Annotated in this window: 27 protein-coding genes; 11 read left to right on the top strand and 16 right to left on the bottom strand. The window is 65.6% G+C overall.

The genetic code is table 11. The features are described from left to right. The 5 genes from C666_RS13850 to C666_RS13830 all read left to right on the top strand — a co-directional run. Window positions 1-450: hypothetical protein (locus C666_RS13850; protein WP_157280503.1), on the top strand; the 450-nt coding region annotated here is incomplete at its 5' end. Between the two features lie 34 nt (window positions 451-484). Then, window positions 485-1,942, top strand: coding sequence for an Asp-tRNA(Asn)/Glu-tRNA(Gln) amidotransferase subunit GatB (gatB, locus tag C666_RS13845; protein WP_028792368.1), 1,458 nt, complete (start codon window positions 485-487; stop codon window positions 1,940-1,942). 118 nt (window positions 1,943-2,060) lie between these two features. Beyond that, complete coding sequence (locus tag C666_RS13840; RefSeq protein ID WP_004340975.1) at window positions 2,061-2,885, top strand: class II glutamine amidotransferase; 825 nt, start codon at window positions 2,061-2,063, stop codon at window positions 2,883-2,885. A gap of 75 nt (window positions 2,886-2,960) precedes the next feature. After that, entirely contained in the window at window positions 2,961-3,374 is a 414-nt protein-coding gene (locus C666_RS13835) for an HIT family protein (protein ID WP_004340972.1), read from the top strand. A 33-nt stretch (window positions 3,375-3,407) separates the two neighbouring features. After that, window positions 3,408-5,030 (top strand): cyclic-di-GMP receptor FimW-related protein, encoded by a 1,623-nt coding sequence (locus C666_RS13830; protein WP_004340970.1) that lies wholly within the window; start codon window positions 3,408-3,410, stop codon window positions 5,028-5,030. Here C666_RS13830 and phoR read toward each other — a convergent pair. Next, window positions 5,027-6,346 carry a phosphate regulon sensor histidine kinase PhoR gene (gene phoR, locus C666_RS13825; protein WP_004340967.1) on the bottom strand — a complete coding sequence of 440 codons (1,320 nt, stop codon included), beginning with the start codon at window positions 6,344-6,346 and terminating at the stop codon, window positions 5,027-5,029. The two genes, C666_RS13830 and phoR, sit on opposite strands and share 4 nt — an antisense overlap. Window positions 6,347-6,374: 28 nt before the next feature. Then, window positions 6,375-7,085 (bottom strand): phosphate regulon transcriptional regulator PhoB, encoded by a 711-nt coding sequence (gene phoB, locus C666_RS13820; protein WP_004340963.1) that lies wholly within the window; start codon window positions 7,083-7,085, stop codon window positions 6,375-6,377. 151 nt (window positions 7,086-7,236) lie between these two features. On the opposite strand from phoB, the gene C666_RS13815 reads away from it, so the two are divergent. The 4 genes from C666_RS13815 (at window position 7,237) to C666_RS13800 (ending at window position 9,956) form a co-directional block, all read left to right on the top strand. Beyond that, complete coding sequence (locus C666_RS13815) at window positions 7,237-7,659, top strand: gamma-butyrobetaine hydroxylase family protein (RefSeq protein WP_004340961.1); 423 nt, start codon at window positions 7,237-7,239, stop codon at window positions 7,657-7,659. A 7-nt stretch (window positions 7,660-7,666) separates the two neighbouring features. Next, on the top strand, window positions 7,667-8,404 hold the full coding sequence (gene ubiE, locus C666_RS13810) for a bifunctional demethylmenaquinone methyltransferase/2-methoxy-6-polyprenyl-1,4-benzoquinol methylase UbiE (RefSeq protein WP_004340959.1): 738 nt from the start codon (window positions 7,667-7,669) through the stop codon (window positions 8,402-8,404). Window positions 8,405-8,423: 19 nt separating this feature from the next. Then, window positions 8,424-9,290 (top strand): Tim44 domain-containing protein, encoded by an 867-nt coding sequence (locus C666_RS13805; RefSeq protein WP_004340958.1) that lies wholly within the window; start codon window positions 8,424-8,426, stop codon window positions 9,288-9,290. A gap of 84 nt (window positions 9,291-9,374) precedes the next feature. Continuing rightward, window positions 9,375-9,956, top strand: coding sequence for a ubiquinone biosynthesis accessory factor UbiJ (locus tag C666_RS13800; protein WP_004340956.1), 582 nt, complete (start codon window positions 9,375-9,377; stop codon window positions 9,954-9,956). Window positions 9,957-10,094: 138 nt separating this feature from the next. Here the strand turns inward: C666_RS13800 and C666_RS13795 are convergent, their stop codons facing one another. The 9 genes from C666_RS13795 to C666_RS13755 all read right to left on the bottom strand — a co-directional run bounded on the left by C666_RS13795 (window position 10,095) and on the right by C666_RS13755 (window position 17,001). Continuing rightward, window positions 10,095-10,520 carry a F0F1 ATP synthase subunit epsilon gene (locus C666_RS13795; protein ID WP_004261883.1) on the bottom strand — a complete coding sequence of 142 codons (426 nt, stop codon included), beginning with the start codon at window positions 10,518-10,520 and terminating at the stop codon, window positions 10,095-10,097. A gap of 53 nt (window positions 10,521-10,573) precedes the next feature. Beyond that, window positions 10,574-11,974 (bottom strand): F0F1 ATP synthase subunit beta, encoded by a 1,401-nt coding sequence (gene atpD / locus C666_RS13790; protein WP_004340954.1) that lies wholly within the window; start codon window positions 11,972-11,974, stop codon window positions 10,574-10,576. Between the two features lie 26 nt (window positions 11,975-12,000). Beyond that, window positions 12,001-12,870, bottom strand: coding sequence for a F0F1 ATP synthase subunit gamma (gene atpG, locus C666_RS13785; protein WP_004340952.1), 870 nt, complete (start codon window positions 12,868-12,870; stop codon window positions 12,001-12,003). A 21-nt stretch (window positions 12,871-12,891) separates the two neighbouring features. Next, window positions 12,892-14,430, bottom strand: a complete 1,539-nt coding sequence (gene atpA / locus C666_RS13780; RefSeq protein WP_004340950.1) for a F0F1 ATP synthase subunit alpha — start codon at window positions 14,428-14,430, stop codon at window positions 12,892-12,894. 13 nt (window positions 14,431-14,443) lie between these two features. Next, window positions 14,444-14,977, bottom strand: a complete 534-nt coding sequence (locus C666_RS13775) for a F0F1 ATP synthase subunit delta (RefSeq protein ID WP_004340948.1) — start codon at window positions 14,975-14,977, stop codon at window positions 14,444-14,446. A 3-nt stretch (window positions 14,978-14,980) separates the two neighbouring features. Beyond that, complete coding sequence (locus tag C666_RS13770; protein ID WP_004340945.1) at window positions 14,981-15,454, bottom strand: F0F1 ATP synthase subunit B; 474 nt, start codon at window positions 15,452-15,454, stop codon at window positions 14,981-14,983. A 47-nt stretch (window positions 15,455-15,501) separates the two neighbouring features. Continuing rightward, window positions 15,502-15,747: a F0F1 ATP synthase subunit C gene (gene atpE, locus C666_RS13765; protein ID WP_002925444.1), complete on the bottom strand. Its 246-nt coding sequence runs from the start codon at window positions 15,745-15,747 to the stop codon at window positions 15,502-15,504. A gap of 65 nt (window positions 15,748-15,812) precedes the next feature. Then, a complete protein-coding gene (gene atpB, locus C666_RS13760) occupies window positions 15,813-16,658 on the bottom strand; it encodes a F0F1 ATP synthase subunit A (protein ID WP_004340942.1) in 846 nt (281 codons plus the stop codon). 1 nt (window position 16,659) lies between these two features. Continuing rightward, entirely contained in the window at window positions 16,660-17,001 is a 342-nt protein-coding gene (locus C666_RS13755) for an ATP synthase subunit I (protein WP_004340940.1), read from the bottom strand. A gap of 228 nt (window positions 17,002-17,229) precedes the next feature. Between C666_RS13755 and C666_RS13750 the strand changes: the two genes are divergently transcribed. Then, complete coding sequence (locus tag C666_RS13750; protein WP_004340938.1) at window positions 17,230-18,600, top strand: MFS transporter; 1,371 nt, start codon at window positions 17,230-17,232, stop codon at window positions 18,598-18,600. 130 nt (window positions 18,601-18,730) lie between these two features. Beyond that, window positions 18,731-19,567 (top strand): nidogen-like domain-containing protein, encoded by an 837-nt coding sequence (locus C666_RS13745; protein ID WP_004340935.1) that lies wholly within the window; start codon window positions 18,731-18,733, stop codon window positions 19,565-19,567. Between the two features lie 159 nt (window positions 19,568-19,726). Here C666_RS13745 and C666_RS13740 read toward each other — a convergent pair whose 3' ends face one another. From C666_RS13740 to C666_RS13720, 5 genes are all read right to left on the bottom strand, one after another. Then, on the bottom strand, window positions 19,727-20,578 hold the full coding sequence (locus tag C666_RS13740; RefSeq protein ID WP_004340934.1) for a ParB/RepB/Spo0J family partition protein: 852 nt from the start codon (window positions 20,576-20,578) through the stop codon (window positions 19,727-19,729). A 14-nt stretch (window positions 20,579-20,592) separates the two neighbouring features. Continuing rightward, a complete protein-coding gene (locus tag C666_RS13735; RefSeq protein WP_004340932.1) occupies window positions 20,593-21,363 on the bottom strand; it encodes a ParA family protein in 771 nt (256 codons plus the stop codon). 119 nt (window positions 21,364-21,482) lie between these two features. Further along, complete coding sequence (gene rsmG, locus C666_RS13730; protein WP_004340925.1) at window positions 21,483-22,136, bottom strand: 16S rRNA (guanine(527)-N(7))-methyltransferase RsmG; 654 nt, start codon at window positions 22,134-22,136, stop codon at window positions 21,483-21,485. After that, window positions 22,133-24,031, bottom strand: coding sequence for a tRNA uridine-5-carboxymethylaminomethyl(34) synthesis enzyme MnmG (gene mnmG, locus C666_RS13725; protein WP_004340923.1), 1,899 nt, complete (start codon window positions 24,029-24,031; stop codon window positions 22,133-22,135). The genes rsmG and mnmG overlap by 4 nt, the downstream gene beginning before the upstream one ends. Before the next feature lie 284 nt (window positions 24,032-24,315). After that, window positions 24,316-24,949, bottom strand: a 634-nt coding sequence (locus tag C666_RS13720; protein ID WP_004340921.1) for an energy transducer TonB, incomplete at its 5' end; no start/stop codon positions are given.

The raw sequence follows: 24,949 nt of genomic DNA, 5'->3' as shown, positions 1-24,949 counted from the left end.
CTGCTCGCGTCCTGCGCCACGCCGCCCTGGCCCGCCGCGCCGCCCTGGCCCGCCGCGCCGGCAGATGCCGAGCGCCCGAGCGAGCGCCCCGGCCGCCTGAAGCCGATGCCGGTCCGCCCGCTCGACGTGCAGGCCGACTGCCGCTTTCGGGATGAAACCGGCTACGTGGCAACGGCTCTGCTCGACATCAGCCAGTCGGACGTGAAACGCTTCAGCGCCACGGTGGACGTTCCGCGCCGCGGCAGTTGCCGCTTCGACGGTCCCTTCACCCAGACACGCCGCATGCCCAGCGTGGAACTGCGCGCCAAGGACGGCTGCACGGTCAACATCTGGGAGCAAGGCCAGAAAGTGACGGTGGGCTTCTCCGATTGCGCGCGCCGCTGCAGCCGCGGCACCTTCGACTACGTATGGCCGATCATCATCGACCGGTCCAGCGGCAAGTGCCACTGAGCCTTCGCCGCGAATCGCAACAAGAGAAACGACCATGAGCAGAATGGATTGGGAAGTCGTGATCGGGCTGGAAGTGCATTCCCAGCTCAACACCGCCAGCAAGATCTTTTCCGGCGCCAGCACCGCCTTCGGCGCCGAGCCCAACGTGCAGGCGAGCGCGGTGGACATCGCGCTGCCGGGGGTGCTGCCGGTGCTGAACCGCGGCGCGGTCGAACGCGCGATCCGCTTCGGCCTGGCGATCGGCGCCCACGTCGCCGACAAGAGCGTGTTCGCACGCAAGAACTACTTCTACCCCGACCTGCCGAAAGGCTACCAGATCAGCCAGATGGACCTGCCGGTGGTGCAGGGCGGCGCGATCACGATCCGGGTCGGCGAAGGCGAGCAGGCGTACGAGAAGACCGTGCGCCTGACCCGCGCCCACCTGGAAGAAGACGCGGGCAAGAGCCTGCATGAAGACTTCCACGGCATGACCGGCATCGACCTCAACCGCGCCGGCACGCCGCTGCTCGAGATCGTTTCCGAACCCGACATGCGTTCGTCCGCCGAAGCCGTGGCCTACGCCCGCGCGCTGCATGCGCTGGTGCGCTGGATCGACATCTGCGACGGCAACATGCAGGAGGGTTCCTTCCGCTGCGACGCCAACGTCTCGGTGCGCAGGCAGGGCGAACCGCTCGGCACCCGGCGCGAAATCAAGAACCTGAACTCCTTCCGCTTCCTGCAGCAAGCCATCGACTATGAAGTCCAGTGGCAGATCGGCACGCTGGAAGATAGCGGCAGGATCGAGCAGGCCACCGTGCTGTTCGATCCCGACACGGGCGAGACGCGCATGATGCGCAGCAAGGAAGACGCCCACGACTACCGCTACTTCCCCGACCCCGACCTGCTGCCGCTGATCATCGCACCCGAATGGAAGGCGCGCGTGCAGGCGGGAATGCCTGAGCTGCCGGGTGCGATGAAGGCGCGCTTCATGGACGAATGGGGCCTGTCCGCCTACGACGCCACCACGCTGACCGCGTCGAAGGAAGTCGCCGACTTCTACCAGGCCGCGGTGTCGGCGGCCGGCGCGGCGCTCGCCAAACCTTGCGCCAACTGGGTCATGGGCGACCTCGCCGCACGCCTGAACAAGGCCGAGCTCGACATCAGCGCATCGCCGGTGTCCGCCGCCCAGCTCGCCGGCCTGGTGGCGCGCATCGGCGACAACACGATCTCCAACGCCATCGGCAAGAAGGTGTTCGAGGCGCTGTGGAACGGCGAAGCCAGAAATGCCGACGAGGTCATCGACAAGCAGGGCCTGAAGCAGGTCACCGACAGCGGCGCGATCGAAGGGATGATCGACGAGGTGCTGGCCGCCAACCAGAAGTCGGTGGACGAATTCCGCGCCGGCAAGGACAAGGCCTTCAATGCGCTAGTCGGCCAGGTGATGAAGGCCAGCAAGGGCAAGGCCAGCCCGGCCCAAGTCAACGCGTTGCTGAAGAAGAAGCTCGGCGCCTGACTCCCCCGGGGTGCCGGACGGCGCCCCGCCCGCCGCACCCCGAACACCCGCGCGCCAGCGATATGCCGCGCCTGCTTCGGTATACTCCGGTATCCCGTACCGACTCGCGGAGACTCCGATGTGCCAGTTGCTCGGCATGAACTGCAATGTGCCGACCGATATCTGTTTCTCCTTCGCCGGCTTTCGCGCCCGCGGCGGCCTCACCGACCACCACCGGGACGGCTGGGGCATCGCGTTCTTCGAGGGCGCGGGCGTGCGCGCCTTTCTCGACCCCAACCCGAGCGCGGACTCGCCGGTCGCCGAACTGGTCAGGCACTACCCGATCCATTCGCTGAACGTCATCGCCCATATCCGCAAGGCGACGCAGGGCGACGTCGGGCTCGAGAACACCCACCCTTTCCAGCGCGAACTGTGGGGGCGCTACTGGATCTTTGCCCACAACGGCAATCTCAAGGGTTTTGCGCCCGCCTTGTCGGGACGCTTCCAGCCAGTCGGCACGACCGACTCCGAGCTTGCCTTCTGCTGCATCCTCGACCGCCTGGCGCAGCGCTTTCCGCGAGGGACGCACGACACCGCCGAGCTGCACGCCGCGCTGCGCGAGCTGGCGCTCGAGATCGGCGGCCTCGGCGAATTCAACTTCCTGCTGTCGGACGGCGACCGCCTGTTCGCGCACTGCTCGTCGCGGCTGTGCTACATCGTGCGCAAGGCGCCCTTTCCGGTGGCGCACCTGGCGGACGAGGACGTCACCGTCGACTTCAACCAGGTCACGACACCGCGCGACCGGGTCGCCGTGATCGCCACCACGCCGCTGACCGACAACGAGGCATGGACGCAGATTCCGCCCGGCAACCTGTTCGCGTTCCACGACGGCGAGCCGGTGGCCATGGCCAAAACGCGGACGGTCGCGCAGGATTACCCGCGGCGCAACATGAGCGACGCGTAGGAGTTCCTCGTCCCACGCGCGCGGAACGGGTAGAGTCTCCACACCCTTCGGGATCGAAGTCGTCGAGGATTGACCATGGATTGTCCGCTGTGCCTTGCATCCGCCGAGCACGTCGTCTGGGAAGACGGCCGCTGCCGCGTCATTCGCGTCGACGACGAGGCCCATCCCGGCTTCTGCCGTGTGATCTGGAACGAGCACGTCGCCGAGATGAGCGACCTGCTTCCCGCCGACCGGCGCCACCTGCTCGATGTGGTGCTGGCCACCGAGGGCGCGCTGCGCGCGCTGCTGCACCCCGACAAGATCAACCTCGCGAGCTTCGGCAACATGGTGCCGCACCTCCACTGGCACGTGATCCCGCGCTATCGCGACGATCGCCACTTTCCCGAATCCGTATGGGGCCAGGCGCAACGGCAGGGTGTCATCCACCCCGGGGCCGACTCCGTCGCCCTGGCGCGCGCCATCGACAGCGCCCTCGCCACCGGATACTGACCCGCTTCCGTCCCTCTCCCGAGACGCCCCGTCATGGACCTTTCCAACCCGGCCGCCTGCCTCGACCTGCTCCAGAAACTGCATCCGACGGACATCCCGCGCACGCATGCCATGCTGGCGGACATGATCGAGGCCCTGCTGCACGCGGCCCCCGCCCCCAACCAGCATCTCGAAGTCCTCGAGGCCGCGCGGGAAGTCATCGCCTGTAGCCAGGATGGAATCGCACGCCGCTACACCAGCCTGCCCCTGCCGCCGGACAGCGAAGAGAACGCGTCGCTGCAGCAGGTGGTCAGGCTGTGGCGCAACTTGTCCCGCTCGTATGCCCAGATCGCAAGGCTCGACGCGACGGCCGGCACGCTGGACGACCAGCGCGCCCTGCTGGCCCAGCGCCGCACGCACTACGCCGGCCTGGCGCTGTTCGAGTATTTCCGCGCCCGGCGCGAAGTGCCGGCCGGCGGCTGGACGGAAATCCATTCCAGCCATGCGGATGCGGTCCGGATGGGCGTGCACCGGGTACGCGTTTCCGATCCGCTCAACGAGATATGGCATGCGCAAAGCGCGCTGGAAGCCTACGTCTCGATCCTGCTGACGGACCTCGCTAACCCTTATGGCCGCAGCGAGCGCGAGCTGAACTGGGTCATACGCTGGGCGCAACGTTTTGCGCCCTACTGCAGCCTGAGCGAGGCGGACGAAGACGCCAGACCCGCGGATTACGGCGTCGACCTCCACGGCGATGTCGGCCTTCGCCCGCTCGGCCTGATGCCGCGGACGCCGGCGCGGCTGCGTTTCGATGGCAGCACGCTCGCCACCCAGATCCAGGCCGTGCTCGCACAATTCAAGCGCGGGGCCAAACCGGCCTCGCTCGGACTCGGCGAGGATTGCCCAACCGACGCCAGCGCACGCCTGCTGCTTTCGCTGTATCGCCCCTGGGGCCGCGGCACCGCCGGACGGCGCTTTCCCCGCCGCCGCACCGAAGGCAGGCTGGCACTCACCGCCGACTGGCTGACCATCGGCTTCGCCATCGAGGGCGTGGTGTTTCGCCAACCGCGTGGAGAGAACCCGCTGCATCGCCTGCGCGAGGATATTTCACTGCTGACTCTCGGCGCTCGCGCGCCGGAAGTCGATACGCCGCAGCACACGCATGCGCGCCACCAGCGCGACGCAGAACGCCTCGGCCTGGACTACGAACAGTGGGAAGTCCTGGACCAGTCGGTCGCCGGTTTCCGAATCCAGCGCCATGTCCAGGGAGAACGCGTCGCCCACCATCAGCTCGTGGGCATCCACCCACCGGACGGCGACCGCTTCCTGCTCGGCGACCTGAGCTGGCTGATGTACCGCGAGGACGGTACGCTCGAGGCCGGTGTCGAGGTGCTGCCCGGCATGCCGGGCATGGTTTCGGTACGTCAGGCCGGACCAAAGGACGGACGCGCGCCCTACCAGCAGGGCTTCCTGCTGCCGGAGTCAAACGCGCTGAAGATCCCCGCCAGCATCATCCTGCCGTCGCAGTGGTATGCCGCAGGCCAACTGGTGGATGTCCATCAGCAGGACACGACCCGCCAGATCCGCCTCCGCCGCCTGGTCCGGCGCGGCACAAACTACGACCTGTGCGCCTTCGAGGCCGTGGAGCCCTGCGCTGCCGGCAATACGCCCGGCTAGGCCTCTTGGCTGATGCGGCTCAGCGGGAAGCGCATCGCAAAACGGCTGCCCTTGCCTGACTCGCTCGTGACGTGAAGCTCCGCCTGGTGACGCGTCAGGACATGCTTGACGATCGCCAGGCCGAGGCCCGTCCCTCCCGTTTCCCGCGACCGGCCACGGTCTACGCGGTAGAAGCGCTCGGTCAGGCGCGGAATGTGTTCAGGCTCGATGCCGATGCCGTCATCCTTCACCCAGTATTCGCCGCCTTCGGCATCCTGGCGCCAGCCGAGCTCGATATGCCCGCCTTCCGGCGTGTAGCGGACCGCATTGCTGGCAAGATTGGAAAACGCGCTGTGCAGCTCCTTGGGACTTCCCCTCAAGGTGCCATCGCCTTCCAGTTTCAGGCTGACGGTATGGCGGCCGGCCGAAAGCAGCTCGGTCTCACGATGCACGGCATGCATCAGCTCCTGCGCATCCACCGCCTCCTCGAGCGCCGCCGGCGCGCCGGTCTCCAGCGCCGACAGGGCCAGCAAGTCCTCGATCAGATGCTGCATGCGGCTCGACTGCTCGCTCGCCAGGCTCAGGAAGCGCAGCACATCCTCACGGCTGAAATCATCCAGGCTCTCGGTCAGGGTCTCCAGGAAGCCCCCGACCACGGTCAGCGGCGTGCGCATCTCGTGCGACACGTTGGCGACGAAATCCCGGCGCATGTTCTCGAGGCGCTGGAGCTTCGAGATGTCGCGCGACAGCACCATGCGCCGGCTACCGGCGAAACGGATGATCTGCACCTGCAGCGTCCGTTCGCGCCGGCGCGGCGAATGCATGACGAGCGGCTCGGCATAGCGGCCCGCCTGAAGGTAGACGGCGAAATCGGGCTGGCGGACGAGGTTGGTGATCGGCGCACGCAGGTCACGGCGGCGATCGAGGCTGAAATGCTGCTCGGCCATCACGTTGAGCCACTCGATGCCGCCATCGTCGGCCAGATAGAGCAGACCGTCGGGCATCGCCTGTGCGGCCTGCTGGAAGCGCCCCAGTTCCACGGACAACTTGTCGCGCACCGCGAGTTCTCGCTGGAAGCGGTCTTCCAGTTCGCAAAACACGCTCCCCCACAGGCCTTCGACTTGTGGCGGCATGGTGCCGACGGGCTGGCGCGCCCACTCCACCAGCAGACGCACGTGGCGCACGAGCAGGATGGCAATGGCGAGCAGCCCCAGCACGACCAGCGCGAGCGCAGCATCCGCGCCGCGATAGTAGCCGGCAAGCAGGGCCAGCACGAGCACGGCGGCAACCGGCACACCGACGCCGGTGGCGATATAGCGGAGAGGACGATGGATCACAGGCGCTCCATGCCTGGGCAAAGGCCGATTATCTCGTGGCCGGCGGCTGCGGAGCCTGGGTGGAGAAGCGGTAGCCGCTGCCGCGAACCGTCTGGATCAGCGCATCGTACCCGCCCGGTTCGAGCACGGAACGCAGGCGGCGGATATGCACGTCCACGGTCCGCTCCTCGACGAAGACGTGGTCGCCCCACACCTGGTCGAGCAACTGAGCGCGCGAATGCACACGCTCCGGATGCGTCATCAGGAAATGCAGCAGGCGGAACTCGGTCGGCCCCAGGGTCAGGGCCTTGTCGCTCGCGGTCACGCGGTGCGTGCTCGGGTCGAGCCGCAGCCCGCCCAGCTCCACCGCATCCTCGGTTGCCTGCGGCGCCCGCCGCCGCAGCACCGCCTTGATGCGCGCGACCAGCTCTCGCGGGCTGAAGGGCTTGGTGATGTAATCGTCGGCACCGGTCTCGAGGCCCGTGACCTTGTCCTGCTCCTCGCCCCGGGCGGTGAGCATGATGATCGGAATGGCACGCGTGCGCTCGTCGGCCCGCAGGCGGCGGGCAAATTCGATGCCCGACGCCCCTGGCAGCATCCAGTCGAGCAGGATCAGGTCGGGCAGCGCTTCGCGCACGATGCGCTGGGCCGACTCGGCATCCGCGGCCCGAACCACGTGATGGCCGGCGCGATTGAGGTTGGCGGCGATCAGTTCCTGGATCGCCGGTTCGTCTTCCACGAGCAAGATGTTCGCTGGCATGCTATTGACTCCCATTGGCAGACGCAGTCTATTGCAGGTGTTTGACGTTTTGATGACACGTCATGGACCTGCAACACGACGAAGGCCACTGCGCGGGATCGAGGGGAAACGTTCGGGTATCATTGTGACCCCCGAATGCGAGGCTTTGGCCATGGCCGGACTGGATCGGAACACCCCGCTTCCCACTGAAATCACATTGCACAGCCAGTCGAAACGGCTCGAAATCGCTTTTGACGACGGCAGCCGCTTCACCCTGCCCTTCGAGTTCCTGCGCGTGCATTCTCCGTCGGCCGAGGTCCGGGGGCACGGCCCGGGGCAGGAAACGCTGCAGCAGGGCAAGCGCGACGTCGATGTCGTCGATCTGCAACCGGTCGGCAACTATGCGATCCGCCCGGTTTTCTCCGACGGCCACGACAGCGGCCTGTACTCCTGGGACTATCTCCACATGCTCGGCCGGCAGCAGGACGCGCTGTGGCAGGATTACCTCGCCCGCCTCGCACAGGCCGGCGGCAGCCGCGACCCGGCCAAGGCTCCGCCGCCGGCGCCGAAGGGCGGCTGCGGACACCATCACTGAGACGATCATGAGCGACAAGACGACGCACTTCGGCTTCCAGACGGTTGCCGAGGAAGCCAAGGAAAGGAAAGTGGCCGAGGTATTCTCCTCGGTCGCACAGAAGTACGACGTGATGAACGACCTGATGTCGTTCGGCCTCCACCGCCTGTGGAAGCACTTCACGATCCAGGTATCCGGCGTGCGCGAGGGCGATCGCGTGCTCGACGTGGCCGGCGGCACGGCGGACCTGTCGCTGGCCTTCGCATGCAAGGTGGGCAACAGGGGGCAGGTCTGGCTGACCGACATCAACCACGCCATGTTGTCGCGCGGCCGCGATCGCATGGTGGACCACGGCTTCACCATGCCGAGCGCACAGTGCAATGCCGAGAAACTGCCTTTCCCGGACGACTGGTTCGACTGCGTGACCGTCGCCTTCGGCCTGCGCAACATGACCCACAAGGACGTCGCGCTGGCCGAGATGCGGCGCGTCCTGCGCCCTGGCGGCCGCCTGCTGGTACTGGAGTTCTCGCGCGTCTGGAAACCGCTGTCGCCGCTCTACGACCTGTATTCGTTCAAGCTGCTACCCTGGATGGGCGAAAAAGTCGCTAACGATGCCGAAAGCTACCGCTACCTCGCCGAATCCATCCGCATGCACCCGGGCCAGGAAGAACTGAAGACCATGATGGAACAAGCCGGGCTTTCGCGTGTCGATTACTTCAACCTCAGTGCGGGCGTGGTTGCCTTGCACCGCGGCTACAAGCTTTGAACCTGGAGACTCACCCACGATGAAGAATCTGATCCTCACCCTGATCGTCGCCATCCTGTCCTTCGGCTTTGGCGCCCCCGAAGCCGAGGCCAAGCGTCTTGGCGGTGGCAGCAGCTTCGGCATGAAGCGCAATGCAACGCCGCAGCAAGCGCCGCGCCAGCCCGCAGCCACCCAGACCCCGCCCGCAGGAGCCGGCGCGGCCGCAGCGCCTAAGCGCTCGTGGATGGGGCCGATCGCCGGCCTCGCCGCCGGCCTGGGTCTCGCGGCCCTGTTCTCCCATCTCGGCCTGGGCGAGGAAATGGCCTCGTTCATGATGATCCTGCTGCTCGCTGCCGCAGCCTTCTTCATCTTCCGCCTGCTGTTCCGCCGCGGCGGGAACACCCGGCAGAGCCAGAACCTTCAGTACGCCGGCGCCGGCGCGGCCTCCGGTGGCGCAGCAGCTCTGCGCCCCGCGCCGGCCGCCGCTGCGCCTGCATCGGGCGCGATTGCCGCCTCCGGCCTGGACAAGGCGGTTGCCGAAGGTTTCGACGTGCAGGGCTTCGCACGCCAGGCCAAGCTGAACTTCATCCGCCTGCAGGCCGCGAACGATGCCGGCAACCTCGACGATCTGCGTGAATTCACCACGCCGGAAGTCTTTGCCGAAATCTGCATGCAGCTCAACGAGCGCGGCGCCGCCGTCCAGCGCACCGATGTCGTCGAACTCAATGCCGACGTCGTCGATGTTGCAGAAGAAGGCGAACGCTACATCGTCAGCGTCCGTTTCAACGGCCTGCTGCGCGAAGCAGAAGATGCCGCACCTGCTGCGTTCGACGAGATCTGGCACCTGACCAAGCCGCTCAACGGCCAGGGCGGCTGGCTCATCGCCGGCATTCAGCAGATCGACTGAGGTCGTAGAACGGGCGGGGAGGCCACAAGGCCTCCCCGTTTTGCTTTCGCCCGCCTTTTCCTACCCGCCCCGCCTCCGGACATCATGCTGCCCAGCGTATTTCTTTCCGCCACCAACCATCTTCTGTCTCAGTCCGGATGGGCGCGCACGCGCCTGCAGCCACACGCCGGACGGACCGCGAGACTGGCCATCCCGCCCCTCGTGGAACTCGACTTCTCAGTTTCCGCCGACGGTCATCTGGCTCAGTGGTCAGGCGACGGCGAGCCCGAGGTACTGTTGCGGCTTGCGGCGGGCGACGCCTCCAAGCTCCTGGTCGACGGTCTGGAAACGGCGATGCGGCACGTGCGCATCGAAGGCAATGCCGAGTTCGCCGATGCGCTGGGCTTCGTCTTTCGCCACCTGCGCTGGGACGCGGAAGAGGACCTCTCGCGGCTCGTCGGCGACATCGCCGCGCATCGCATGGTCGAAGGTGGAAAACAGCTCCTCGTCGAAGGGCGGCGTTCCCTCGAGCGCGCAGGTGGCAGCCTGGCGGAGTATCTGACCGAGGAAGCGCCCTTGCTCGTCCCGCGCAGCGCACTGCCCGCCATGGCCGAGGACATCGTCGCCTTGCGCGATGCGCTCGGCCGGCTTGAAAAACGTGTTTCGCGGCTCGAGAAGCACGCCTGAGTCAGAGAGAGTACTGGCTGCGCCTGTCTCATCGTCTTCGATGCGGCCGCATCCGCTCCCGGGCACGGCCAAAAAAAAGCAGCTCCGAAGAGCCGCTTTTTTGCTTCGCCTCGATCTTTCGAGGGAATGAAGCAGCGATCAGTGGCCGCGCTTGCGCAGGCGCTCGATCGCAGCGAGCTGCGCCACTGCTTCCATGAGTTCGGCCTGAGCCTTGGCATAGTCCAGACGCGCGGTCTGGTTGGCCATCGCTTCTTCGGCCTTCTTCTTGGCTTCCAGCGCCTTCGCCTCGTCCAGATCCTTGCCCCGGATCGCGGTGTCGGCGAGAACCGTCACCAGACCCGGCTGAACCTCGAGCAAACCACCGGCAACGAAAACAAGCTCTTCTTCCGCCTGATTCGGAACCTTGACCCGCACCGCACCCGGTTTGATCCGGGTCATCAGCGGCATGTGGCCGGGCAGAATGCCGAGTTCACCCGCCTCTCCAGGCAGCGCGACGAATTCGGCCAGCCCGGAGAAAATCTGCTCTTCCGCGCTGACGATGTCGACATGAACCGTCATAGCCATAGTGTTTCCTTTTCAAATCCGCACGGCATCGAAATGCCGTGCGGGCGGACGAATTACTGCAGCTTCTTCGCCTTCTCGATGGCCTCGTCGATGTTGCCGACCATGTAGAAGGCCTGTTCCGGCAGGCTGTCCAGTTCACCGCTGACGATCATCTTGAAGCCCTTGATCGTGTCCTTCAGCGAGACGTACTTGCCCGGCGAACCGGTAAACACTTCCGCGACGTGGAAAGGCTGCGACAGGAAGCGCTGGATCTTACGGGCACGGGCCACGGAAAGCTTGTCTTCCGGCGACAGCTCGTCCATACCCAGAATCGCGATGATGTCGCGCAGTTCCTTGTACTTCTGCAGCGTCTGCTGGACCTGCCGGGCCACGCCGTAGTGCTCTTCGCCGACGACCAGCGGATCGAGCTGGCGCGAGGTGGAGTCGAGCGGATCGACGGCGGGGTAGATACCCAGCGCGGCGATGTCACGCGACAGCACGACGGTCGAGTCCAAGTGCAGGAAGGTGGTGGCGGGCGACGGGTCGGTCAAGTCATCCGCTGGCACATACACGGCCTGGATCGAGGTGATCGAGCCGACCTTGGTGGAGGTGATGCGCTCTTGCAGGCGGCCCATTTCTTCCGCCAGCGTCGGCTGGTAGCCCACCGCGGACGGCATCCGGCCCAGCAGCGCGGACACTTCGGTACCGGCCAGAGTGTAGCGGTAGATGTTATCCACGAAGAACAGGATGTCGCGGCCTTCGTCACGGAAGCGCTCGGCCATGGTCAGGCCGGTCAGCGCCACACGCAGACGGTTGCCCGGGGGCTCGTTCATCTGACCGAACACCATCGCGACCTTGTCAAGAACGTTGGAGTCCTTCATCTCGTGGTAGAAGTCGTTGCCCTCGCGGGTACGCTCGCCCACACCAGCGAACACCGACAAACCCGAGTGCTGCTTGGCGATGTTGTTGATCAACTCCATCATGTTCACGGTCTTGCCGACGCCGGCGCCACCGAACAGACCCACCTTGCCGCCCTTGGCGAACGGGCAGATCAGGTCGATAACCTTGATGCCGGTTTCGAGCAGTTCCACGGACGGGGACAGCTCGTCGAACTTCGGCGCCTTCTGGTGAATGGCGCGCAGTTCGTCGGTCTCGATCGGGCCGGCTTCGTCGATCGGACGACCCAGCACGTCCATGATGCGACCCAGCGTACCATGGCCGACCGGAACCGAGATCGGCTTGCCGGTACCGGAAACCTTCATGCCACGGCGCAGGCCGTCGGAAGAACCCAGCGCGATGGTCCGCACCACGCCGTCGCCGAGCTGCTGCTGGACCTCGAAGGTCAGGCCAGCTTCGGCGAAGGAGTCGGCAGCGTCCTCGAGCTTCAGGGCGTCATACACCTTGGGCATCGAATCGCGCGGGAACTGGATGTCCACCACCGCGCCGATGCACTGAACGATCGTACCTTGACTCATCGTCATATCCTTAAATCAATAATCCGTTACACCGCGGCGGCACCGCCGACGATCTCCGACAGCTCCTTCGTGATCGCGGCCTGGCGGGTCTTGTTGTAGACCAGCTGCAGTTCGCCAATCACGTTCTTGGCATTGTCGGAGGCGGCCTTCATTGCCACCATGCGCGCGCTCTGCTCGGATGCCATGTTCTCGGCCACGGCCTGGTAGACCAGCGCCTCGACGTAGCGGACCAGCAACTCGTCGATGACGACCTGCGAATCCGGCTCGTAGAGGTAATCCCACGAACTGTCCGGCGTACCCAGCTTGTCGCCGGTGAGCGGCAGCAATTGCTCGAGCACCGGTTCCTGCTTCATGGTGTTCACGAAGCGGGTATAGGCCAGGTAAACCGCATCGAGCTCGTCCTTCTGGAACGCGTCGAGCATGACCTTGACCGGACCGATCAGCTTCTCCAGGTGCGGCGTGTCACCCAATTGGGTGACGTTCGACACCACCTTGGCGCCCATGCGCTGCATGAAGCCCAGACCCTTGTTGCCGATGGCGCAGGCACGGATCTCGGTCACGCCCGAGGACTCCCAGTCCTTCATCGCATTGAGTGCGACGCGCTGGACGTTGGTGTTGAGGCCACCGCACAAACCCTTGTCGGTGGTCACCAGGATCAGCCCCACCCGCTTGACCTGGTCGCTGCGGACCAGGAACGGGTGCTTGTAGTCGGTCACATTGGCCTGGGACAGGTTCGCGGCGAGTCGGCGGATCTTCTCGGCAAAGGGACGGGCAGCACGCATCCGGTCCTGCGCCTTGCGCATCTTGGACGCGGCCACCATCTCCATGGCCTTCGTGATCTTGCGCGTGTTTTGCACGCTCTTGATCTTGGTACGGATTTCCTTACCGCTAGCCATATTCCGTCTCCCTCGCCGGCCTTAAGCCCAGCTCTTCTTGAACTCGGCGATCGCGGCAGCCAGGGTCTTTTCGCCGTCGGCGTCCAGTTCCTTCTTGCTCAGGATCGAGGAGATCAGGTCGGCCTGCTTGGTCTTGACGAACTGCAGCAGCGCGGCTTCGAAAGCCAGCACGCGGCTCACGTCGACGTCGTCGAAGTAGCCGTTGTTCACCGCGTACAGCACGATGGCCATGTCGGCGATCGACATCGGCGAGTACTGCGCCTGCTTCATCAGTTCGGTCACGCGGCGGCCGCGCTCGAGCTGCTTGCGGGTCGCATCGTCCAGATCGGAGGCGAACTGGGCGAACGCGGCGAGTTCTCGGTACTGCGCCAAGTCGGTACGGATACCGCCGGACAGCTTCTTGACGACCTTGGTCTGCGCGGCGCCACCGACGCGGGACACCGAGATACCGGCGTTGATCGCGGGACGGATGCCGGCGTTGAAGAGGTCGGTCTCGAGGAAGATCTGGCCGTCGGTAATCGAGATGACGTTGGTCGGAACGAATGCGGACACGTCGCCGGCCTGAGTCTCGATCACCGGCAGTGCGGTCAGCGAACCGGTCTTGCCCTTGATTTCGCCGTTGGTGAACTTCTCGACGTAGTCTTCGTTGACGCGCGCAGCACGCTCGAGCAGGCGGGAGTGCAGGTAGAACACGTCGCCCGGATAGGCTTCGCGGCCCGGCGGACGACGCAGCAGCAGGGAAACCTGACGGTAGGCCCAGGCCTGCTTGGTCAGATCGTCATAGACGATCAGCGCGTCTTGCCCGCGGTCGCGGAAGTATTCGCCCATGGTGCAGCCGGCGTAGGCCGACAGGTACTGCATGGCGGCGGATTCGGACGCGGTCGCGGCAACGACGATGGTGTATTCCAGCGCGCCGTTCTCTTCGAGCTTGCGCACCACGTTGGCAACGGTCGAGGCCTTCTGACCGATCGCCACGTAGACGCAGAACATGTCCTGGCCTTTCTGGTTGATGATCGCATCGACGGCCACGGCGGTCTTGCCGGTCTGGCGGTCGCCGATGATCAGCTCGCGCTGGCCACGGCCGATCGGCACCATGGAGTCGACCGACTTCAGGCCGGTCTGCACCGGCTGCGAAACCGACTTACGCGCGATCACGCCCGGCGCGACCTTCTCGATCTTGTCGGTCAGCTTGGCGTTGATCGGACCCTTGCCGTCGATCGGCTGGCCCAGCGCGTTCACGACGCGGCCCACCAGTTCGGGACCGACCGGCACTTCGAGGATGCGGCCGGTGGCCTTGACGGTATCGCCTTCGGTGATGTGCTCGTATTCGCCGAGCACGACAGCGCCGACGGAATCGCGCTCGAGGTTGAGCGCCATGCCGTAGGTGTTGCCGGGGAATTCCAGCATTTCGCCCTGCATCACGTCGGTCAGGCCGTGGACGCGGCAGATGCCGTCGGTGACGGAGACCACCGTGCCCTCGTTACGCGACGTGGCGGCGAGCTGCAGGTTCTGGATCCGGCTCTTAATCAGGTCACTGATTTCAGAGGGGTTGAGTTGCATAGCTTTTATGCTCCTAGTTCTTTAGCGCAGCGGCCATGTTCGCGAGCTTGCCGCGGACCGAGGCGTCGATGACTTCGTCGCCGACGGCGATGCGGACCCCGCCAATGAGGGCGGGATCGATATGGACCTGGACGTTCAGTTTCGCCTTGAAGCGGGCTTCGAGGTCGGACTTGAGGGACGCCAAGCTTGCATCGTCGAGGGGGAAGGCAGAGGCGATTTCCGCCTCCAGGACGCCTTCGTGTTCGTTCTTCAGTGCAACGAACAGGTCACGGATCTCGGGAAGCACCTGCAGACGTTCGTTGTCCACGAGGATGCGGACGAAATTCTGCTGTTCTGCGGACAGGGTCCCGGCCACATCCAGCACCAGCTGCACGAGCTGGCCGGCGGTAAGCTTGGGATCGGAGATGCAGGCCCGCATGGTGGAATCGGCCGCCAGGGCGGCGAGCCGATCCAGTGCTTCCGACCAAGGCCCCAGCGCACCTGCCCCGCGAGCCAGCTCGAAGGCGGCATCCGCATAGGGGCGCGCGATGGTGACGTTCTCGGCCATGACTTATTGCAGTTCCTGTTTCAGGTTGGCAAGCAGTTCGCTGTGCACCTGGGCGTTGATTTCACGGCGCAGGATCTTCTCCGCGCCGGCAACAGCCAGATTCGCGACCTGGTCGCGCAGCGCTTCCTTGGCGCGCTGGGATGCGACACCGGCTTCCGCCTCGGCGGCTTCACGGGCGGCCGCAATGATGCGGGTGGCTTCGGCGCGGGCTTCGTCGACAAGCTGGCTCGCCTGCTTTTCAGCGGAGGTACGCACATCACCCGCGGATTCGCGGGCCTTGCGCAGTTCCTCGACGACCTTCTTCTCGGCGAGTGCCAGATCGGCCTTGGCCTTGTCCGCAGCTGCCAGCCCGTCGGCGATTTTCTTCGCACGCTCATCCAGTGCCTTCACGATGGGCGGCCACACGAATTTCATCGTGAACCACGCCAGAATGAAGAACACAACGAGCTGGGCTATCAGGGTTGCGTTCAAATTCACGGTTCTTGGCCCTCAGGTTGGTTCAAAAAAGGATGAACTCGAACCGATCAGAGCTGGAACGGGTTGGCGAAGGCGAACATCATGGCGATACCGACACCGATCAGGAATGCGGCGTCGATCAGACCGGCCAGCAGGAACATCTTGGTTTGCAGCGCGTTCATCAGTTCGGGCTGACGGGCCGAGGCTTCGAGGTACTTGGAACCCATGATGCCGATGCCGATGCAGGCGCCGATAGCACCCAGACCGATGATCAGACCAGCAGCCAGAGCAACAAAACCCAGAACGTTTTCCATGACGACTCCTTAGTGGGGAAGGTGAGTTTAAAAACCAGGTACTGCGTTGAAGATGAAGCTGAAACTTAGTGGCTTTCGTGCGCCTGACCGACATACACCAGGGTCAGCATCATGAAGATGAAGGCCTGGAGCGTGATGATCAGGATGTGGAAGATTGCCCAGATGGTACCGGCAACCACATGGCCGACGAAGCCGAACGCGGTGGCGGTGCCGCCCAGCAGCGCGATCAGGATGAAGACGAGTTCGCCAGCATACATGTTGCCGAACAGCCGCATGCCGTGGGACACGGTCTTGGCGAGGAACTCGATGATCTGCATCGCGAAGTTCACCGGGTACAGCAGGGGATGGCTGCCGAACGGCGCGGTGAAGAGCTCGTGCACCCAGCCCGACACACCCTTGATCTTGACGTTGTAGTACAGGCAGAGCAGCAGCACGCCGATCGACAGGCCCAGCGCAGCCGACAGGTCGGCAGTCGCCACGACGCGCATGTAGGCATGCGCCGGATCACCGCCCGCCGCGGAGTAGACGCCGGTCCAGATCATGGGGATCAGATCGACCGGCAGCAAGTCCATCGCGTTCATCAGGAAGATCCAGACGAAGACGGTCAGCGCGAGCGGGGCGACGAACTTGCGCGACTCGGCGCTATGCACGATGCCCTTGGCCTGGTCGGCCACCATTTCGACCAGCAGCTCGACGATGCCCTGGAAGCGTCCGGGCACACCCGAGGTCGCCTTGCGGGCAGCCAGCCAAAGAAGAAATACGGTCAGAAGGCCGATCGCGATCGAAAAGAACATCGAATCGAGGTTGATGATCCCCCAATTGACGATGTTCTCTTGCGGATGTCCGGTGTTGTTGAAATGTCCGAGGTGGTGAATTACGTACTCGGATGCGGTGGGAGCGTTTCCAGCCATGTCAGGTCTTCACCAAAAATGCAAATAAATTCGCCTTAAGCGCCAGAATCAGCCCGATCAGCATCGCACCCCAATGGAGCTGCGGATAAAGGGCCCACACCAGCACCAACAATCCCACGATCGAGGCGACCTTGACCAGTTCGCCCACGACGAAAGCAGCCACGCTAGCCGTACCGGCCTTGCGCGAAATCGCAGCAAGGCGCACGGCGAACATCCAGCTCGGCAACACGCACGCCAACCCGCCACCTGCCGCAGAGATCGCACCCCGCACCCCGAACAATGCGGCGGACAGAGCCACCGCGAGGATCGTTGCGCCCAACTGCAGTAGAACGGCTTTTAGCATCGGTTGTCGCGCCCGCCATGTTGCCTATGGCCGGCGACCGCCCAAAAATCCCGCGAATACTAGGGGTTATCCACAACAAAGTCAAACTTCAGTTGCATTGCAACAAACGCGCTCCGCGATGTCGTATATCTTATAGAAATCGCAGGTTTCATACGACTGTTCCCGCACCCTTCACGAGGCCCGCGCGGCCTTCGTCCGCCCCATCCCCAGCCTTCTGCAGCCGCTCACATGATCAAGACCCGCAAGGCCACGCGCCGCGAAATCCTCGGCTGGAGCATGTTCGATTTCGCCAACCAGGCCTACACGCTGCTGATCATTACCGTGATCTTCGGCGACGTGTATACACGCATCATCGTCGGCGACGCGCCCGACTACCGCCTCGGCAATCTGCTGTGGAGCTCGGCCCTGTGCCTGAGCTATGCGGTCGTGGTGCTGGCGGCGCCGCTGCTCGGTGCGATCATGGACGCCACGCACACGCGCAAGCGCATGCTGTTTGCGAGCTACGCGCTCACGGTCGCCAGCACGGCCATGCTCTACTTCGTCGAACCCGGCGCCATCCTGCTCGGCTTCATATTGATCCTGGTATCGAATGCGGCTTATTCGATAGGCGAATCCTTCATCGCCAGCTTCCTGCCCTTTCTGGGCGATACCGATGAACTCGGCCGCATCTCGGGACTGGGCTGGGCACTGGGCTACGCGGGCGGCTTGGTCGCCGCCGGCTTCGCCCTACTCTTCCTCGGCGAGGCGAGCCCCGAGAACTTCGAGCGCCTGCGCTGGGTCGGCCCCTTCGCCGCGGCGTTCTTCCTGCTGGCCGCAATTCCGACTTTCCTGTGGGTCCGGGAACCGCGCACCGGCGAGATACCCAAGCCGGGCACTCCGCTCCTGCGCATCGGCTACCGGCGCCTGGTCGCAACCTTGCGCATGGTGCCGTCCTACCCCGATCTGAGCCGTCTTTTCGCCTCGATCCTGTTCGCGATGGCCGGCGTCTACGTGATCGTCGCCTTTTCCTTCATTTATGGCGCGCAGGTGATCGGATGGAGCGAATCGACGCGCACCCTGATGTTCATCGTCGTGCAGGTGACTGCGCTGGCCGGATCGCTGCTGTTCGGCGCCCTGCAATCGCGCTTCGGCGGGCGCCTGATCTATGCGTCGACACTGCTGCTGTGGATCGTCGCGATCCTCGCGATCTACTTCGTCGCCGAGCTGACGGGGCTGCTCAACCGCGGCTTCGGCCTTGCGCTGGCCACCGAAGACGTCTTCCTCCTCGCCGGACTGCTGTCGGGCCTCAGCCTGGGCTCCAGCCAGTCCGTCGGCCGCGCCCTGGTCGGCATGTTCGCGCCGGAGGCGCGCGCCGCGGAGCTGTTCGGCTACTGGGGTTTGTTCAGCAAACTGGCCGCGATTTTCGGCATCTTCGGCGTCGGCCTGCTACAGCTCGCCTTCGGCCTGCAGGGTGCGGTGCTGTTCTGCATCGCGCTGTTCGCCGCCGCGCTCGTGCCGCTCGGCTGGATCGACGAAGCGCGCGGCATCAGCGCAGCGCATGCACCGGGCTCGAGCCAGACCTCCGCCGGCCGCGGCACGCAGCAGTGTCGAAAAATTTGACAGACACCCTCGCCCCCAACCTCCATCACAGAAAGTAAGCATATGTTTTTAATGTAATAAAAACAATTGGCACGGCTCATGCTTTGATGCCTCACGCATGAACACTTCCATGAATGAGGCACGACCAGTGATGAATACCCCCGTTACCCGATCGAAGTGGCTCGTCACCGCTGCCGTGGCACTCCTGGCTTCTGCCGGCAGCGCGCAGGCAGCCTTGACCACCTTCTCCCAATCCTCCCTGCTGCCGACGTCCCAGCTGTACACGGACCTCATCGGCGGCGGCATCGGCAACGTGGCCGTCATGACGGGCGGCGGCAGCTCCCCGGGCATCGGCAACCCGAGCGGCCGCAACGACGACGGCTTCGCACTGGTCAATCTGGACTACACCTTCTCGTTCTTCGGCGCCAGCTATACCAGCTTCTACGCCAACAACAACGGCAACATCAGCTTCACCCAGGGTAATTCCGCCTACATCCCCTCCGGGCCGATCGGCGCCAGCATCCCCACCATCTCGGCCTGGTTCGGCGACGTCGATACCCGCGACACGAGCAGCGACGTGCTCCACATTCGCCAGGACGCCAACCAGACGATCCTCACGTGGCTGAATGTCGGTTACTACAACGCACACGGGGACAAGCTGAACACCTTCCAGATGGTCATTCGCGGCGACGACTACGCCATTCCCGACGGCGAGGGCGCGATCGGCTTCTACTGGCTCGCGATGCCGTGGGAAAGCACCAACACCAGCACCACGGCCGCCGTGGGCTTCGGTGACGGTGCCGGCAATGCCGTGGTGCTGGAGGGCTCGAACGAACCCGGGCTGAACCAGGTCGTCGCCTACAAGAAGACGTGGTTCACGACCGACCTCACCCCGGTCGACCCGAATCCGGTTCCCGAACCCGGCACGCTCGCCCTGCTGGGCCTGGGACTGGCCGGATTGCTCGCAGGCCGCCGCAAGCTGTGCTGATCGCCGTCTGCCGCCACCCGGCAAAAAGCCGGGCAGGCTGGTTCACATGAACCGGCTTGCCCGGCTTTTTTGTCGCCGGGCCGCCCCAAGACGAGAAAGCCCCCTCGGGGGCGGCGACCGCGCGGCGGTGGAGCTTGGGGCCTTGCTTTTGCGCCCTGGTCAGCGCAAGCGTCCGAGCAGGCCGTCGAGCTGATCCAAGCTGCCGAAGCGGATCGTGACCTCGCCGGCCCCTTTCTTGTTGGCCCGGATCTTCACCACAGCGCCGATCGCATCCGCGACCTCTTCCTCCAGCCGCAGCAAGTCGCGATCGGGCTGGGCTGCGGGCTTCTTCTGCCTGGGGTTCAGGACTTGCTGCACCAGCCGCTCGGTGTCGCGCACCGACAGTTGCCGGGCCGCGACCTGATTGGCCAGCTGGATCTGGCTGGCGCCATCCAGCGGCAACAGGGCGCGCGCGTGCCCCATGTCGATGTCGCCCGCCATCAGCAGTTCCTGCACCGGCCTGGCAAGATTGAGCAGGCGCAGCAGGTTCGACGCCGCCGGCCGCGAACGGCCGACCGCATCCGCAGCCTGCTGGTGGGTCATCTCGAACTCGTCGATCAGGCGCTGGATGCCGCTGGCCTCCTCGAGCGGATTCAGATCCTCGCGCTGGATGTTCTCGATCAGCGACATCGCCAGCGCCGCCTCGTCCGGGATGTCGCGCACCAGACAGGGCACCTCGGCCAGGCCGGCGATCTGCGAGGCGCGCCAGCGGCGCTCGCCAGCGATGATCTCGTAGGCATCCTCGCCCACCGGACGCACCATGATCGGCTGCATGATGCCCTGCGCCTTGATCGAGGCGGCCAGCTCTTCCAGCGAACCCGGATCCATGCGCGTCCGCGGCTGGTACTTGCCCGGCTGCAAAGCGATCACGGGCAAGGTCTGCAATTCGCCCTTCTCGCCTTCATCTTCGTGGTTGGCCGCCAGCAGCGCATCGAGTCCGCGGCCGAGGCCCTTGAGTCTGGGTTTGTTCATGGTCGTGTCGGGATTCAGAAGGTCCTGGCTCGTTCGATCATCTCGTGCGCAAAAGCCATGTAGGCTTGCGCCCCCTTGGCCGCCCTGTCGAAGACCACGCCCGGCATGCCGTGGCTGGGCGCCTCAGCCAGACGCACGTTGCGCGGCACGATGGCGCGGAACACCTTGTCGCCGAAGTGCCCTTCCAACTGGGCGGAAACCTGCTGCTGCAGCGTCACGCGCGGATCGAACATGACGCGCAGCAGGCCGATGATCTTGAGGTCGCGGTTGAGGTTGGCGTGCACCTTCTTGATGGTGTTCACCAGATCGGACAGCCCTTCCAGCGCGTAATACTCGCACTGCATGGGGATGATCACGCCGTTGGCGCAGCACAGCCCGTTGAGCGTCAGCATCGACAAAGAAGGCGGGCAGTCGATGAGCACGAAATCGTAATCGGCATCGAACGGCGCGAGCGCATTGCGCAGCCGCTTCTCGCGCTGCTCGAGATCGACGAGCTCGACCTCGGCCCCCGCGAGGTCGCGGTTGGCGGGCAGCACGTCGTAGCCACCGGTCGGCGAAGTGACGCGCACGCCCGCCAGATCCACGAGGCCGACCAGCAACTGATAGATCGAGCTCTTCAGATTGCGCTTGTCGATGCCGCTGCCCATCGTCGCATTGCCCTGCGGATCGAGATCGATCAGCAGCGTACGCTGTCCGGCCAGTTGCAGCGCGGCGGCAAGGTTGACGCAGGTGGTGGTCTTGCCCACCCCGCCTTTCTGGTTGGCAACGCAGAATATCTTGGCCATGGTCGAATCAGGCTATTCCATTTGCAGGGGCTGCGCGCACGGCGCGGAACCCGCAGTGTACTTCAATGTTGCGGCGCGTCAGCCGGACTGCGCCCGATCGGCCGTTTTCCTTCGGCGCCTCAGGCACGGCGGATGACGAGCAAATGGCGCTCGGCATCCAGGCCCGGCACGGTCAGCGCCCGCGTCTCGGTGACGGACCAGCCCGCGGGCAGCGCGGCAAGCTCGCCGGCGGGATCGACGCCTTTCATCGCATACAACGCACCGCCGTCCGCAGCGAGATGGCCGGACAGGGTCACGAAATCCGCCAGGCTGGAAAACGCTCGGGAAATGACGCCATCGGCCGCACCGCCGGGCAGGTCGGCCGCCTTCACCTGCTCCACGCGCTTGTTGAACACAGCGAAATTGCCCAGTCCGAGTTCGATCTTGGCCTGCTGCTGGAAGCTCGCCTTCTTGCCCACGGTCTCGATCGAGGTGACGAGCAGCCCCGGATGCACGATCGCCAGCACCACGCCGGGCAGGCCGCCGCCCGAGCCGATGTCGGCCAGGCGGGTGACTGCCGACAGGTGCGGCAGCACCGACAGCGAATCGAGCAGGTGGTGGGTGACCAGCTCCTGCGGATTGCGGATCGCGGTCAGGTTGTAGACCTTGTTCCACTTCAGCAGCAGCTCGCCGAAGGCCAGCAGGCGTTCGACCGTCTCGCCCGGCAGCGCCAGGTCGAGCGCGGCGATGCCTTCGGCCAGTTGCGCGGCATGCGGAGGCCGGCGCCCGCTCATGCCGCCGGCCTCCGCGCCGCCAGGTCGCGGCGCTTGAGCCACACCAGCAGCAGTGAAATCGCCGCCGGCGTCACACCCTGGATGCGGCCCGCCTGGCCGACCGTCTCGGGCTTGTGCAGATTCAACTTCTGCTGCACCTCCTTCGACAAGCCGCGCACCTGGGCATAGTCCAGCTCCTCCGGCAGGCGGGTGGCCTCGGCCTGCGCCTGCTTGGCCACCTCCTCCTGCTGGCGGTCGATGTAGCCCTGGTACTTGGCCGCGATCTCGATCTGCTCGATCACGCGCGCATCGCTCTCGCCCTGCTCCGGCGCACCCGGCAGGCTCATCAGGGTGGCGTAGGTGGTTTCCGGCCGGCGCAGCAGTTCGAAGTAGCGCTGCTCGCGCTCCAGCGCCTTGCCCAGCACGCGCGCCTGATCCGCCTCCGGAATCGCATCGGGCCGTGCCCATGCCGCCTTCAACTGCGCGCTGCCGCGCTCGATGGCCTCGCGCTTGCGGCAGAAGGCTGCCCAGCGCGCATCGTCGACCAGGCCCAGTTCGCGCCCTTTCTCGGTCAGGCGCAGATCGGCATTGTCCTCGCGCAGGCTCAGGCGGTATTCGGCGCGCGAAGTGAACATGCGGTAGGGCTCCGACACCCCGCGCGTGATCAGGTCGTCCACCAGCACGCCCAGGTAGGCCTCGTCGCGGCGCGGGCACCAGGCTTCGCGGCCCTGCGCCTGCAGCGCGGCGTTGGCGCCGGCCAGCAGGCCCTGCGCGGCGGCTTCCTCGTAACCGGTGGTGCCGTTGATCTGGCCGGCGAAGAACAGGCCGGAAATCGACTTGGTCTCCATGCTGGCCTTGAGGTTGCGCGGGTCGAAGTAGTCGTATTCGATGGCGTAGCCGGGGCGCAGGATGTGGGCGTTCTCCAGGCCGCGGATGGAATGCACGATCTCCAGCTGCACGTCGAACGGCAGCGAAGTGGAAATTCCGTTGGGGTAGATCTCGTGCGTGCTCAGCCCTTCCGGTTCCAGGAAGATGTTGTGGCTGTCCTTGTCGGCGAAGCGGTGGATCTTGTCCTCGATGGACGGACAGTAGCGCGGCCCCACGCCCTCGATCACGCCGGAATACATCGGCGAGCGGTCGAGGTTGGCGCGGATCACGTCATGGGTGCGCGCGTTGGTCTGCGTCATCCAGCACGGCAGCTGCGCCGGATGCTGCTCGGCGCGGCCGAGGAAGCTGAACACCGGCACCGGATCGTCGCCCGGCTGCACCGTCATCACCGAAAAGTCGATCGTGCGCGCGTCCAGGCGCGGCGGCGTGCCGGTCTTCAGCCGGCCCTGGGGCAGCTTCAGTTCCTTCAGCCGCGCGCCGAGCGAGGCCGCCGGCGGATCGCCGGCGCGGCCGGCCGCGTAATTCTGCATGCCCACGTGTACCAGGCCGTTGAGGAAAGTGCCCGCGGTCAGCACCACCGCCTGCGCCTCGAAGCGCAGGCCGATCTGCGTCACCACGCCGGTGACGCGGTCGCCGGCCACGGTCAGGTCATCCACCGCCTGCTGGAAAAGCCACAGATTGGGCTGGTTCTCCAGGCGCCTGCGGATCGCCGCCTTGTACAGCACGCGGTCGGCCTGCGCGCGCGTGGCACGCACCGCCGGGCCCTTAGAGGCGTTGAGGATGCGGAACTGGATGCCGCCCTCGTCGGTGGCCGCGGCCATCGCGCCGCCGAGCGCGTCCACCTCCTTGACCAGATGGCCCTTGCCGATGCCGCCGATGGACGGGTTGCAGCTCATCGCGCCCAGGGTTTCGATGTTGTGCGTCAGCAGCAGCGTGCGCACCCCCATGCGCGCCGCGGCCAGTGCGGCCTCGGTGCCGGCATGGCCGCCACCGACCACGATGACGTCGAAACGAGTGGGATAAAGCATGGGCGCGCTCCGCGCTTCCTGACAGGGAAAGGCGGGCGATTTTACGCTGTCGCGGTGCAAATGCCCAGCGAGGCCACGCCCTGTTTCACGGAATAATCATTGCCAAACATTGGTTTATTGCCCGAACCGGAGCGCGCCGGGAACGCATCCTGCCCGTCCGTCGACACGCCCCCCTTGCAGGCGCGGCTTCAGCCGCGAACACGGCCGTGGAAGCGCCATCTGAACCCTATCGCGGCTGAAGCCGCGCCTACCGGCCGTCCTGAACCGGGCCTGCCCGGCGGGTGCTAGCGCCCGCGCAGGAAGAAATCCACCGGCGTCGTCACCTCCACCGGATCGCCGGGGATGTCCGCCGGCGGGGGCGGCAGCGGGGCGGCGCGGTGCACCGTGGCCACGGCCTCGTCGTCGAGCGGCGCGTGGCCGCTGGCGCGCGCGATGCCGACGCGGAGCACCCGGCCCTGCCGGTCCACGGCGAAGCGCACCAGCACGACGCCCTCCAGGCGCCGCCGCTGCGCCGCACGCGGGTAGCGCTTGAACCGTTCCAGGTGGCCGAGCAGTTGCGCCTCCCAGGTGGCCGCCGCCTGGCTGGCCGCGCCCGACGACGGCTGGCTGGCGGCGTAGCGGCTGGCGGACGGGGCCTGGACGCTGGGCGGGGCGGTGCTCAGGGCCGCATCGGCCTGGGCGTTCTCGCCCGCCTCGGCCGCGTCGGCGGACGGGTGTGCGGGTTCGGTGCTTTGTTGCCGTGCTGCGGCCGTGTCCACGGGCGCCTGCGGCGTGGCCACTTCCGCGTACGCTTGCCGCGGCACGGGGCGCGGGGCTGGCTTCGGCGCCGGCCTGGGTTCGGCCCTCGGGCTGGATTTGCGCTGCTCCTGCCGGGGCGGGCCGGGCGGCAAGGCGGTGGGCGGCGCCGGGGGCGCGGCC

Source organism: Thauera linaloolentis 47Lol = DSM 12138, from assembly GCF_000310205.1.
Lineage (GTDB): Bacteria > Pseudomonadota > Gammaproteobacteria > Burkholderiales > Rhodocyclaceae > Thauera > Thauera linaloolentis.
Note: the sequence above shows the minus strand (reverse complement) of the source record. Positions and strands in the feature narration are given on the sequence as shown.

Excerpts from the sequence above, each read along its gene's own strand:
- gatB (WP_028792368.1), top strand. The coding sequence starts at position 485 with ATGAGCAGAATGGATTGGGAAGTCGTGATCGGGCTGGAAGTGCATTCC.
- C666_RS13840 (WP_004340975.1), top strand. The coding sequence starts at position 2,061 with ATGTGCCAGTTGCTCGGCATGAACTGCAATGTGCCGACCGATATCTGT.
- C666_RS13835 (WP_004340972.1), top strand. The coding sequence starts at position 2,961 with ATGGATTGTCCGCTGTGCCTTGCATCCGCCGAGCACGTCGTCTGGGAA.
- C666_RS13830 (WP_004340970.1), top strand. The coding sequence starts at position 3,408 with ATGGACCTTTCCAACCCGGCCGCCTGCCTCGACCTGCTCCAGAAACTG.
- phoB (WP_004340963.1), bottom strand. The coding sequence starts at position 7,085 with ATGCCAGCGAACATCTTGCTCGTGGAAGACGAACCGGCGATCCAGGAA.
- C666_RS13815 (WP_004340961.1), top strand. The coding sequence starts at position 7,237 with ATGGCCGGACTGGATCGGAACACCCCGCTTCCCACTGAAATCACATTG.
- ubiE (WP_004340959.1), top strand. The coding sequence starts at position 7,667 with ATGAGCGACAAGACGACGCACTTCGGCTTCCAGACGGTTGCCGAGGAA.
- C666_RS13805 (WP_004340958.1), top strand. The coding sequence starts at position 8,424 with ATGAAGAATCTGATCCTCACCCTGATCGTCGCCATCCTGTCCTTCGGC.
- C666_RS13800 (WP_004340956.1), top strand. The coding sequence starts at position 9,375 with ATGCTGCCCAGCGTATTTCTTTCCGCCACCAACCATCTTCTGTCTCAG.
- C666_RS13795 (WP_004261883.1), bottom strand. The coding sequence starts at position 10,520 with ATGGCTATGACGGTTCATGTCGACATCGTCAGCGCGGAAGAGCAGATT.
- atpD (WP_004340954.1), bottom strand. The coding sequence starts at position 11,974 with ATGAGTCAAGGTACGATCGTTCAGTGCATCGGCGCGGTGGTGGACATC.
- atpG (WP_004340952.1), bottom strand. The coding sequence starts at position 12,870 with ATGGCTAGCGGTAAGGAAATCCGTACCAAGATCAAGAGCGTGCAAAAC.
- atpA (WP_004340950.1), bottom strand. The coding sequence starts at position 14,430 with ATGCAACTCAACCCCTCTGAAATCAGTGACCTGATTAAGAGCCGGATC.
- C666_RS13775 (WP_004340948.1), bottom strand. The coding sequence starts at position 14,977 with ATGGCCGAGAACGTCACCATCGCGCGCCCCTATGCGGATGCCGCCTTC.
- atpE (WP_002925444.1), bottom strand. The coding sequence starts at position 15,747 with ATGGAAAACGTTCTGGGTTTTGTTGCTCTGGCTGCTGGTCTGATCATC.
- atpB (WP_004340942.1), bottom strand. The coding sequence starts at position 16,658 with ATGGCTGGAAACGCTCCCACCGCATCCGAGTACGTAATTCACCACCTC.
- C666_RS13755 (WP_004340940.1), bottom strand. The coding sequence starts at position 17,001 with ATGCTAAAAGCCGTTCTACTGCAGTTGGGCGCAACGATCCTCGCGGTG.
- C666_RS13750 (WP_004340938.1), top strand. The coding sequence starts at position 17,230 with ATGATCAAGACCCGCAAGGCCACGCGCCGCGAAATCCTCGGCTGGAGC.
- C666_RS13745 (WP_004340935.1), top strand. The coding sequence starts at position 18,731 with ATGAATACCCCCGTTACCCGATCGAAGTGGCTCGTCACCGCTGCCGTG.
- C666_RS13740 (WP_004340934.1), bottom strand. The coding sequence starts at position 20,578 with ATGAACAAACCCAGACTCAAGGGCCTCGGCCGCGGACTCGATGCGCTG.
- C666_RS13735 (WP_004340932.1), bottom strand. The coding sequence starts at position 21,363 with ATGGCCAAGATATTCTGCGTTGCCAACCAGAAAGGCGGGGTGGGCAAG.
- rsmG (WP_004340925.1), bottom strand. The coding sequence starts at position 22,136 with ATGAGCGGGCGCCGGCCTCCGCATGCCGCGCAACTGGCCGAAGGCATC.
- mnmG (WP_004340923.1), bottom strand. The coding sequence starts at position 24,031 with ATGCTTTATCCCACTCGTTTCGACGTCATCGTGGTCGGTGGCGGCCAT.